The following is a 12,138-nucleotide window of genomic DNA, read 5'->3' on the forward strand; positions in this document are numbered from 1 at the left end:
CGAACGCGCGGAACCCGCCGTCGTTTGGCGATGCAGACACTGGATGATCGCCGCGTGCTGGCGGCGATCGTTGGTTCCGTCTTTCACGACGCCAACGATTCCATGCAAAAGGAAGCCGAAGAATCAACGCTGGCCAACCGCTTGGTCTTCGTCGATCAAAATGACAACGGCTCGCTGGACCAGGGCGAACGATACGGTTTGACGGACGAGTCCGGCCAATTCTCGCTGGATGGGCTGGGCGACGGCACGCATGTGGTTCGCGTCTTCAACGGCACCCAGTCTCAAATACAGACGACCCCCACGACAACCACCGCGAATCCTTTCCTGAGCGAATCGGGAATCACCGCGGTGACTCCCGCCTTCGTGCTCGGGGCGGGCACCAACGACGAAGCCATCTTGCCGGCCGTGTTCGCCAAGGGCACGTCACTGCACACGTTGTCGAGCAGCGGCACCATCGCATCGACGTTGGATCTGGGGATTGGCATTCAGGCCCTCTGGCGTTCGCCAGCAGGCGAATTGTTTGTGCTGGGCGACAACACGGTCGGGCACAAAGCCTTCCTCGTGGATGGCTCGCTCTCTGGCGCCACACCTTTCCCTGACAGTGACCTCGCACCGCAATTCATCGGCCATGCGATCGACGATGCCGGCCGCGGCTTGTTGCTGCAGGCGGCCGACAATGGTTCCGCCCAACTGTGGACCGTGGACACGGCCAGCCTGAGCGCTGATGCGACGGGTGCCCTGGTTCCCGAAGGCACGGAACTGATCGGCGACTCCAGCCCGCGTTCGACCGTTGGGCCCACCCGATCGATCCTGGCTCGCGCGACCCAAATTGATGATGGACAAGGCGGCACCAGCGACGGTCTTGAAATCCAAGTTTGGAGCAACGCCAACCACTCCCTGCTGACCAACGATCCGATCATCGTCGATGGCGGTGTCGAGGTGGTGGGCTTCAGCGACGAAGCGGGTTTGTTGGTCGTTCGGCAATCGGACGGATTGACGGTCCACGATCTCGAAACAAACGATCTGGCAACGCTGTACAGCCTGCCAACCGACGCGCCCGTCGCGATCGATGCGGCTCGCGGGTTGATCGTCTCCCTGACGCCGGACTCGGTCGATCCCGTCGAGGCTGGACTGCGATTGATTGACGCGGACTCCGGCGATTTGGTCGTCGACCTGGCGATCGATCTCTCCGCTCTGAATCTGCCAGCGATCTCCGGTGCCCAAGGCATCTCGCTGGATCCAGAATTGCGTCGTGTCGCCCTGGTGGGTGCCGCGGGGATGGCGGAGATGAGCCTTCGCACACCTGCCCCTCATCGTGTGCAAATCACCAACAACGAAGACCCATCGCCGATCGAATTTGGCATGCGGTTGATCGGCGCCAACACCGCGCCCAACTATGACACCCCGCCGAGCTGGGTGATGGACGAAGACACGGTGCTGACCAACGCGGCTCCTGCCGTGTATGGCGATTCATCGGATGCGGACGAGGACGAGTTTCTGCTGCTGCCGATCCAAGGCACCACCGCGGGCGTGTCGACGGTGACACTTTCCGGATCGCTGTCCTACGTTCCCATTGAAGATTTCGCTGGCGTCGACCAATTCACTGTGTGGCTGCATGACGGCCGTGACTTCACCGAACATGTGCTGAACATCACGGTCGAAAACGTCCCGGACGCACCGATCGAAGTCATCCCGCAAATCGCTCCGGTGCCTGAAAACATCCCGCTGAACGGTCAGATCGGCCATATCGAAGTCATCGATGGCGACGGGCAAGGCAACCACGTCATCGAAATCAACGACGAGCGATTCATCGTCGACGCAAATGGCAATCTGATCTTCGTCGGTCCAGACAACCTGAACTGGGAAGACGAGTGGGCGATCCCATTGATCATCACGGTCCACGACCCTGACTTTGAAGAACCACTGGTTCACACCGCGACCCTGCAGATCACGGATGAAGACGATCCGATCGAGGACGTGTTGCCGGGGAACGCCACCGTGCGTGAAAATTTTGCAGGCGACGTGGTCACCGAAATCACGGTGGTCGATGAAGACGATGACCAGTTCTACGACTTCCTGGTCGATGACGACCGCTTCCTGATTGTCAACGGAAGTCTGCGACTGAAACCGGGCATCGCCGTCGATTTCGAAGAGTCAGAGACCATCGTGATCAATGTCACGGTATCGCACTTGGATGACTCGTTCGAAAAAGCGATCACGCTGCAAGTCATCGACCTGCCAGAATCGCCCACTGGCTTCGACCTCACACCGGCAACCGTCGAAGAGCAAACGCCCGGGGCGAGCGTGGGTGATCTTCACATCGCTGGAAACCCTGCCGCCAACAATCACACCCTGTCCGTCAACGATTCACGTTTTGTGTTTGACGGATCGACTCTGAAGTTGGCTGAAGGCGTGTCCGTTTCACTGATCGACCAACAAGAAATCGAAATCGACATCACCGCCACGTCGCAATCCGCTGGTGTTGCCCCGGTCACAGAAACCTTCTTGATCCAAGTGATCGAGAATGACACGCCGTACCACAACGACGTCGAACCCCACGACGTGAACAGCGATGAAGAAGTCACCGCGTTGGACGCGTTGACAATCATCAACTACCTGAACATCTACGGTCCGGGGCCAGTCGGTTTTGGCGATCCCGGATTTGGATACGACGTCAACGGCGATGGCTTTGTCACCGCGCTCGATGCGTTGCTGGTGATCAATTTTCTGAATCAAATCACCAGCCCAACGGGCACGGTCAACAACGGCGAAGAAGAATCGGACGACTCCGGCGAAGGCGAACCCATCGTCGATGACGAACTCGCTCAGGACGACGACGCTGGTCCCAACGAATCACTGGTGCCCAGCCACCAAAACGAGATTGGCCCGCTGGAACCTCGCGGGTTCGCTCAATCGACTCTGAAACGACAGACTCGTGATGCGGTGCTGTCGGACCTCAGCAAGCTGATTGACAGCAGCACCGACGACCCGTTCGCGGTTTCGACCGAGCAATTGGTCGATGTGCTCACTCGTGTCAGCGATCTGGACGACAACAGCCACGACTCGGCACTGCGACTGCTGTCCGACGAAGCCGCCGAGTAGTCGGCTCACCATCGCGTGTTGGCCAACGGCCCAACTCAACGTCGCCGGATTCGCTAAGAATTCGGACTCCGGGCCCACTGATCACAACCCGAACGCGTCAGCGAGGGACTCCCAGAAAAACGCGTCGGTCTCAACCACGTAGCCGGATTCGCCAGAATTCGGACACCGGGGCCACTGATCACAACCCGAACGCGTCAGCGAGGGACTCTCAGAAAAACGCGTCGGTCTCCACCACGTAGCCGGATTCGCCAAGAATTCGGACTCCGGCCACTGATAACAACCCGAACGCGTCAGCGAGGGACTCTCAGAAAAACGCGTCGGTCTCCACCACGTAGCCGGATTCGCCAGAATTCGGACTCCGGCCACTGATCACAACCCGAACGCGTCAGCGAGGGACTCTCAGAAAAACGCGTCGGTCTCCGCCAAGTAACCGGATTCGCCAGAATTCGGACACCCACCAACTCGATGATCTGAGTTCCGGCGATTCCGACGGCTGCCTGGTCCCTCGCTGACGCGTTCGGGTTGTGATCGGACGACCAGCTATCGCGCGCGTCTGAATGCTGGCGAATCCAGCGACACGCGACCACGTAGCCGGATTCGCCAGAATTCGGACAGCCACCAACTCGATGATCTGCATTCCGGCGATTCCACCGACTGCGTGGTCCCTCGCTGACGCGTTCGGGTTGTGATCGGACGACCGGCTATCGCGAGCGTCTGAATGCCGGCGAATCCAGCTACTGCATGGTCCCTCGCTGACGCGTTCGGGTTGTGATCGGACGACCGGCTATCGCGAGCGTCGGAATGCTGGCGAATCCAGCGACACGCGACCGCGTAGCCGGATTCGCCAGAATTCGGACATTCACCAACTCGATGATCTGAGTTCCGGCGATTCCAGCGACTGCATGGTCCCTCGCTCACGCGTTCGGGTTGTGATCGGACGATCGGCTATCGCGAGCGTCTGAATGCTGGCGAATCCAGTGACACGCGACCACGTAGCCGGATTCGCCAGAATTCGGACACCCACCAACTCGATGATCTGAATTCTGGCGATTCCAGCGACCGCGTGGTCCCTCGCTGACGCGTTCGGGTTGTGATCGGACGACCGGCTATCGCGAGCGTCTGAATGCTGGCGAATCCAGCGACACGCGACCACGTAGCCGGATTCGCCAGAATTCGGACATTCACCAACTCGATGATCTGAGTTCCGGCGATTCCACCGACTGCGTGGTCCCTCGCTGACGCGTTCGGGTTGTGATCGGACGACCGGCTATCGCGAGCGTCTGAATGCTGGCGAATCCAGCGACACGCGTCCACGTAGCCGGATTCGCCAAGAATTCGGACACCCACCAACTCGATGATCTGAGTTCCGGCGATTCCAGCGACTGCCTGGTCCCTCGCTGACGCGTTCGGGTTGTGATTGGACGATCGGCTATCGTGCGCGTCTGAATGCTAGCGAATCCAGCGACACGCGACCGCGTAGCCGGATTCGCCAGAATTCGGACAGCCACCAACTCGATGATCTGAGTTCCGGTGATTCCAGCGACTGCGTGGTCCCTCGCTGACGCGTTCGGGTTGTGATCGGACGACCAGCTATCGCGCGCGTCTGAATGCTGGCGAATCCAGTGACACGCGACCACGTAGCCGGATTCGCCAGAAGTCGGACACCCACCAACTCGATGATCTGAGTTCCGGCGATTCCGACGGCTGCCTGGTCCCTCGCTGACGCGTTCGGGTTGTGATCGGACGACCGGCTATTGCACGCGTCTGAACTCTGGCGAATCCAGTGACACGCGACCACGTAGCCGGATTCGCCAGAATTCGGACAGCCACCAAATTTCACACTGCGCGGATTGTATCGCTTGGGCCAGTAGCTATGCTTGGAAGAGCACCCCTCTGCAGGGCCGCTTTATCAATGGTTCCCAAACGAGAGTTGCTGGTCAACCAATGTGCCTGGGCTCAATTCAATGACTCGCTTTCAATCCAAACGCAAACCCACCTTCGCGCAAACCCAATGGTCCGTCGAACCACTGGAGCCCCGCCTGATGCTGGCCGGCGATGCGGGCGCGGAAGTTGCCGCCGCTGCCGCTTCCAGTGCCACTGATCCCGGCGGAGCCTCCACGGACAGCGATTCGACCGAGGCAGGTTCGCATCCCGAGCAAGCTGCTGATTCGTTCACAGAGATCGCGTTCATCGACTCCGCGGTGGAAGAAACGGAACAACTCACTGGGTGGATCCGCAGCGGCGTGGAGATCGTGTTGCTGGACCAGGCCTCGCCCGCGATCGATCAAATGACGTCGGTCTTGGCAAGTCGCACGAACGTGCGGACCATCCACGTCGTTTCGCACGCCGAGGCGGGCGTCCTGCAATTGAGTGGTCAACGCATCGACGCCGAGATCCTGCAGCGACATTCCGCTCAGCTCGATCAATGGCGACAGGCACTGACCGACAACGCCGACATTCTGTTGTACGGGTGCGACGCCGCCTCCGAAGCGGTGGGACAAGACCTGATCACGACGCTGGCACGTTTGACGTCCGCCGATGTGGCCGCTTCAGACGACGTAACCGGACACGCGGCTCTGGGTGGTGACTGGGACCTGGAGTTCCAAACCGGAAACATTGAAAGTGCTCTGTTGGCCAGCGTCGACCGACTGCAACATGTCGAGATGGTGCTTCCGGTCACCGTTCGTGCCGCTGGCACAACGGGCGATGAACAGATGCAGTTGCAGGTCAACGGCGAAGTCGTCCAGACATGGAACAATGTCGGCGGCAATGTTGACACGCGACAATTCCAAACCTTCACTTACAACGGTGCGGTTGACCTGGCGATCGATGAAGTGCGAGTCGCGTTCACCAACGATTTGTATCAACCCGAACAAGGCATCGACCGGAACTTGGTCGTCGACTCCATCACGGCTAACGGGGTGACGATCGAATCCGAGAATGCGAACACGTTTGGAACGGGAACGTGGCAAGAAGAAGATGGCGTTGCCCCAGGGTTCCGCCGCAGCGAGTGGATCCACAGCAACGGCTACTTCCAATACTCGTCCCCCTCGACCACCAGTTCCATTTCGATCTTCGCGGCCGGAGCCGAGAACACCGAAACGATTGAACTCTGGATCGCTGGCGAACGAGCTCAGACCTGGCAAAACATTGGCGGCGACGTCGACACGGGTGAGTTTGTCCAGCTGGACTTTGACGCACAAACCACCGTCGACATCTCTCAAATTCAAATCCGTTTCACCAACGATTTGTATGAGAACGACGGAGCCATCGACCGCAATGTGCGAATCGACCGAGTCGAACTGGACGGCACGTCGTATCAAACCGAAGCCGAGGATGTTTACTCCACCGGCACCTGGCAAGAAGATGGCTTGTCGCCCGGGTTCAAGCAATCTGAGTGGCTGCACACCAACGGTCACTTTCAATACGGGACGACCACGACGAACCCCGGCACCATCTCGCTGGAAACCAGCAATGTCACGATCGACGAAGACGCTGGAACCGCGTCAATTCGTGTGGTCCGAACCGGTGGGGCGGACGGCATCGCGACGGTCGACTACGACACCTTCGCTGGTTCTGCAACCGAAGGCGTCGACTACACGCGACAAACCGGAACGCTTACCTTTGCCGACGGGGTCACCGAACAAACCATCGTGGTGCCGATCCTCGACGACGCGTTGTTGGAAACCAACGAGACCTTCAACATCACGATCGACAACGTCCAAGGCGGAGCCAATCTGCTGGTTCCGCGAACGGCGACCGTGTCGATCGTGGACAACGAAGTCAGCCTGCCTGACTACGCCAATTTCGCAGATGTCTCGGGACTGACGCTCAACGGGGCCGCACAACAAACCGGCAACACGCTGGAACTCACCCCCGCTGAGAAGAATCAGGCGGGCAGTGCGTTCTACTCCACCGCCGTCAATTTGGCCGACGATGGCTCGTTCCGAACGGCGTTCGCGTTCGAAGCGATCAACGGTGCGGGCTCCGACGGAGCTGATGGATTGACCTTCACGATCCAAAACGACCTGCGTGGTTCAGCCGCGATCGGTGGGACGGGCGAACAACTCGGTTATCAAGGCATCACTCATTCCGTCGCCGTGGAGTTTGACACATATCGAAACAGCTTGGATCTCAACGCCAACCATGTGTCGATCCTCACCGGTTCGGTGTACTCCAACCTTCGCACTGCGGTGCCGGAAATTGATCTGAACAACGGAAGTGAACGCTATGTCTGGATTGAATACAACGGCACCAGCAACGTTCTGGCCGTGTACCTTGCTGCCGACCCCACCCAACCCACGCATGCGTTGATGAAGACCACCGTTGATCTGCAAACGCAGGTCGGTGACACAGGATTCGTGGGCTTCACCGCCGGCACGGGGGGACTGGACAACTCGCATCGCATTTTGAACTGGACGGTCGATCAAACCGCTCCGCCGCTGGATCCGCCGGTTGTCGGTGGCGACGAAATCCTCAGCACGACGATCGCATCGCAGCTTCACCTGCCGACCGCAATCGACTGGTTGCCCGATGGAACGATGTTGGTGTCCGAACAAGGCGGCGTGGTCAAGGCAGTGCGAGCTGGAGTGGTCTCCAGCGACCCGTTCGTCGACATCTCGGGAATCGTCAACGGAACTCGCGATCGCGGGTTGCTGGACATCGCTGTGCATCCCGATTTCGCAAACACCCCGTACGTCTACCTGTTGTTCACCTATGACCCGCCAGAGGTCAACGACCAGGCCGCTGGCACGCTGGCAGGTCCCGACGGCAAAGGCAATCGCGCCGGTCGTCTGATCCGAGTCACCGCCGATGCGGCCAACAACTATCAAACCGCTGTGGCGGGCAGCGAAGTCGTATTGCTGGGCAAAAACAGCACCTGGGAAAACTTCAACGGTTTTGCCAACAGCACCTTCAACTTCACCGAAGCCCCCGCCGGCGAAAATCCCGACGGGACGTACATCAACGACTTCATCAACAGTGACAGCGAATCGCACACGGTCGGCTCACTCGCGTTCGGTCTCGACGGTGAGCTGTTCGTTTCAATCGGCGACGGTGCCAGCTACAACCGAGTCGACGTCCGTGGCGACCGAGTCCAGGACATCGACAGTTTGTCAGGCAAGGTCTTGCGAATTGATCCGATCACCGGCGAAGGCCTGGCCGACAACCCGTTCTACAATGGCGATCCGGAGGCGAACCGTTCGAAGGTTTATCAACTGGGACTTCGCAACCCATTCCGAATGACGGTGGATCCCGTCACCGGACGCCTGTTCGTGGGCGATGTTGGTTGGACGCAGTGGGAAGAGATCAACTCCGCCGGAGCCGGTGCCAACTTTGGATGGCCGTTCTACGAAGGCGGCAGCGGAACCAGCCTCGTCAATTCCCGATACGCGAGCACTCCCGAAGGAATCGCCTTCTTTGCTCAAGACATCACGGTCACCGCATCGCAGTACGCGCTCAATCACCAAGCCGATGGGATCAACGCCATTGTGATGGGCGACGTCTATCGAGGCAGCCTGTACGGGGACGCCTACACGGGCGACGTGTTCTTCAACGATCTGGGCCAGGGCATCGTTCGCCACGGAGACGTCGACGCCAGCGGCGCGATCACCAACGTGCAAACCTTCACCACCGGTGCTGGTGCCGTGGTCGCGATCAGCCAAGGCCCCGATGGAGCCCTGTACTACGTCGACCTCGACGATGGCCTGGTCGGACGCTGGGAAATCGTCTGAACAACAATCCTGCCAGAGTAGAACATTTGTCCCAAATGTTTGCGTGGTTGGTGGATGTCGTTGAGCAGCGTGACGCGAATGTTTGGGAGCGGACTTGGTTGCGAGGAGGCTTGGCGGTTGAGGGCAGCCCGACGGAACAGTTGAGACAACTGTTCTACACTGGTGCTCGCAGCGTTGGGCTGGAAACAGTTGGGATGGTGGGGATTGCGACTGCGCAACTTCTTTCCTGGAGGGAATGCAGAGGGTAGCCGGCGGTCGAGCAAAGCGAACACCGCCGGGAAGCCCCCCGATCACACGGTTGACCCTGAAGGGGTCGAAGACTTTTACGGCCGAGTTTTCTACGACACCCTTCGGGGCCGACGCCGCGATCTTTTGTCGCTGTCCGGTGGTTTTCGCTTTGCTCGACCACCGGCTACCGTCTGTGACCACTTCGTGGCCTCACTCGCGAACGCGAGCCCCAGGGAAACCCGAGCAAAATGCGACCACCTTGATTGGACCGCTTACCACCTATTCGTCAGGCCAGGTGGGACCTGGCCTACAAGGTTGTGGCGGCAGATCGATTGCAACGTACCAATTGATTCGCTCGGTCCTTCACCAATCGTCCAACACGCCGTTCAATAATCCTCACCGTTGACATTGGAGGCCCGCTGCGTCACGTTCGGGGACACGAAACCCTCGCAAATCCCCGCCTCAAAGCCCATTTTCCGTGTCTCTCGATCCTCAACTGCTCGCTCGCCTCAGCACCGACCCTGCCAAGCGCATTGACGAAATCATCGCCCACTATCGGCGTGAACGCCAACCGGTCGAATTGTTCGAAGCCCTCAAGATGAAAAGCCGTTTGGCGCACGGCCTGCCGATGATCGCGGATCCCGACGAACCGCTCTTGCAAGGCACGACGGACGCTGAAAAACAGCGAGAACGGGCTCTGGAGGAAGACCTCTTGGATGCCTGTCGACAAGCCGGTGCGATGCTGATCCAAGACGGCCGCATCGCGGAAGGCTGGATGTACTTGCGGCCTACCGGCGACACCGAACTCGCACGCCGTTTGCTCGAAGACGTCGAAATCAACGACGACAACTACGACGAGATGACTCAAGTGCTGTTGCACGAGAGCGTCGACCTTCGCCGCGGTTACAACGCGGTGCTGCAGCACCAAGGCACCTGCAACAGCATCACGCTGTACGACCAAGCCATTGCGACGCGTTCACGAACCGACCGGCAGATCGCCGCGGAGTGTTTGCTGACCTCCTTCTACAACGAATTGCTGTCGCTCGTCCGCGATGACTTTCGCAACCGCGGCCCTGACAACGGAGTCACGCCCGAAGCCAACGAAGAAGATTCCGTGAAGCTGAACCTCGGTGAACTGATCGCCAAGTACAAATGGATTCTTGGTGGCGGTGGCTATCACCTCGACACAACGCACCTGTCATCCACCGTCCGCTTCGCGACCGTGATTGACGATCGTGAAATGATCGATCGAGCGTTGCAGCTCTGCCAGTACGGCCGTCGCTTGCCCGCCGATTTCCAGTACCCCGGCGATGAACCGTTTGTTGATTTCTACCCCGCTCACTCCGCGTTCTTCTCGGCACTGCTCGGCCAAAGTGTCGACACGGCGCTGCGAATGTTCGAACAGAAAGCTCGCACGGTGGACGTCAACGTCGCTGGTGCAGGTGCCATCGAAACCTACATCGACTTGCTCGACCGCGTTGGCCGTCCCGCCGAAGCACTCCGCGCCGCGATCGAGTTGTTCCCGGAAGACGTGCCTGTCCAGCGAGTTCTTCCGGAATTGCTGGCGATGGCACGACGCGCCAAACAGGCCGGCGACACCTCCGGGCTGGATGCCCTGGAACAATTCTGCTTTGGGCGAAATGACTTGCTCGCCGTCGCAGCGATCGCGGCCGAAAAAGCCTGAGCCCCGCACCTGATGCTTCACCAAGTCATCCATTCATTCACTCCTGGCCAAGCCCGCATGCGTTTGATCTCCCTGTGCCCCCTGGCCGTGCTCTGTTTCGCTGCGATGGGTTTGCCCGTGAACTCAGCGGAACCGACGGAATTCAGCGTCATGACATGGAACCTGGAATGGTTCTTCGACAATCAAACCGCTGACAACCCGAGTGAACTGGGCCGCGAAAAAAGTGCCCCCAGCCGCGAACAATGGGATTGGCGTCGCGACCGAGTGGCCGCTGCGATCGCGAAAGTGCAACCGACGATCGTTGCGTTGCAGGAAGTCGAAAGCCAAAACGTGATGTACTTCCTGACTCGAGCGATCGATCGCAATCACAATTTGAAGTACGACGACTACGTGATCAAAGGCGACGACTTTTACACCGAACAAGACGTCGCGCTGCTAGCGACCAAGACCACCGGTGTGCAGTCCATTTCCCGAGGCGTTGTGACTCCGGCGATGAAGTCTCGCGGTTACGCATCCGTTTCAAAACACCTGTTCGCCGTCGTTGAAATCCCCGTCAACGGGAAGGTCGAACTGCTGGTGATCGCAAACTGTCACCTGCGTGCGATGGCCGAAAAAGGCGAACTGCGAGCACGCCAAGCACGGACGTTGAGTTTGTGGCTGGAACGCTTGGTCAAAGGCGTGAAGGCATCGCAAGAAGATCCCGGTCAAGCGGTTCATGTCTTGGTAACAGGGGACTTCAACACCGAGGAATTGGCGGGCCAAATCGCAGCGGACTCGGACCTGGGTGTCCTGATGTCACGCGGCACCGACGATCCCTCGGACGATTTGATTGATCTGCACAATCATATTCCACCCGGAGAGCGAACGACGCACCTGTTGCCCGGTCGCCAATTCGATCGCATTCTCGTTTCGCGAGACTTAGTCATCGACACGCCCGGCGTGGTCGACCTCTCCCTTCGCGATGTGACCGTTCGAACCGATTTGAATTTCGGCGGCGACCAAGACCCCCAAGCAGAACACTGGGACAACTACTGGAACATTCCTGATGACCAGCGTGACATCAGCGACCACAATCCCGTCCTCGCAAGGTTTCAAATTCAATGAGCGATCCAACCCCTCAGCCCGACGCACCGGTTCCCGCCAACACACCCATCCCCATGGTCCGACTGGATGACTTTCTCAAACGAGAGGGTTTGGTCGGCACCGGAGGCGAAGCCAAGGTGCTGATCCAGGCCGGCGAAGTCATCGTCAACGGCGAAGTCGACACGCGTCGTCGTAAACAACTGCATGACGGCGACGTCGTGACTTTTAACGGAGAAGACTTCCCCGTCGACGTCGCCTCACTCGGCGATCCACCGATGTGACTTGAGTGGGCAAGTCGACCAACCAGCC

At 59.1% G+C, this 12,138-nt stretch carries 5 protein-coding genes; all 5 read left to right on the forward strand.

Going from position 1 to position 12,138, the window contains the following annotated elements; all coding sequences use genetic code 11:
- The first annotated feature begins 30 nt into the window (after positions 1–30).
- The 5 genes from PSR62_RS18740 (at position 31) to PSR62_RS18760 (ending at position 12,110) form a co-directional block, all read left to right on the forward strand.
- Complete coding sequence (locus PSR62_RS18740) at positions 31–3,102, forward strand: dockerin type I domain-containing protein (RefSeq protein WP_443217295.1); 3,072 nt, start codon at positions 31–33, stop codon at positions 3,100–3,102.
- A 1,964-nt stretch (positions 3,103–5,066) separates the two neighbouring features.
- On the forward strand, positions 5,067–8,834 hold the full coding sequence (locus PSR62_RS18745) for a DUF4347 domain-containing protein (protein WP_274404535.1): 3,768 nt from the start codon (positions 5,067–5,069) through the stop codon (positions 8,832–8,834).
- 706 nt (positions 8,835–9,540) lie between these two features.
- Positions 9,541–10,746, forward strand: a complete 1,206-nt coding sequence (locus tag PSR62_RS18750; RefSeq protein WP_274404536.1) for a hypothetical protein — start codon at positions 9,541–9,543, stop codon at positions 10,744–10,746.
- A 57-nt stretch (positions 10,747–10,803) separates the two neighbouring features.
- Positions 10,804–11,850: an endonuclease/exonuclease/phosphatase family protein gene (locus PSR62_RS18755; RefSeq protein WP_274404537.1), complete on the forward strand. Its 1,047-nt coding sequence runs from the start codon at positions 10,804–10,806 to the stop codon at positions 11,848–11,850.
- Positions 11,847–12,110, forward strand: coding sequence for an RNA-binding S4 domain-containing protein (locus PSR62_RS18760; RefSeq protein ID WP_274404538.1), 264 nt, complete (start codon positions 11,847–11,849; stop codon positions 12,108–12,110). Before PSR62_RS18755 ends, PSR62_RS18760 begins: the two co-directional genes overlap by 4 nt.
- Positions 12,111–12,138 lie beyond the last annotated feature (28 nt).

Source organism: Rhodopirellula sp. P2, assembly GCF_028768465.1.
In the GTDB taxonomy this organism is placed as follows: Bacteria; Planctomycetota; Planctomycetia; order Pirellulales; family Pirellulaceae; genus Rhodopirellula.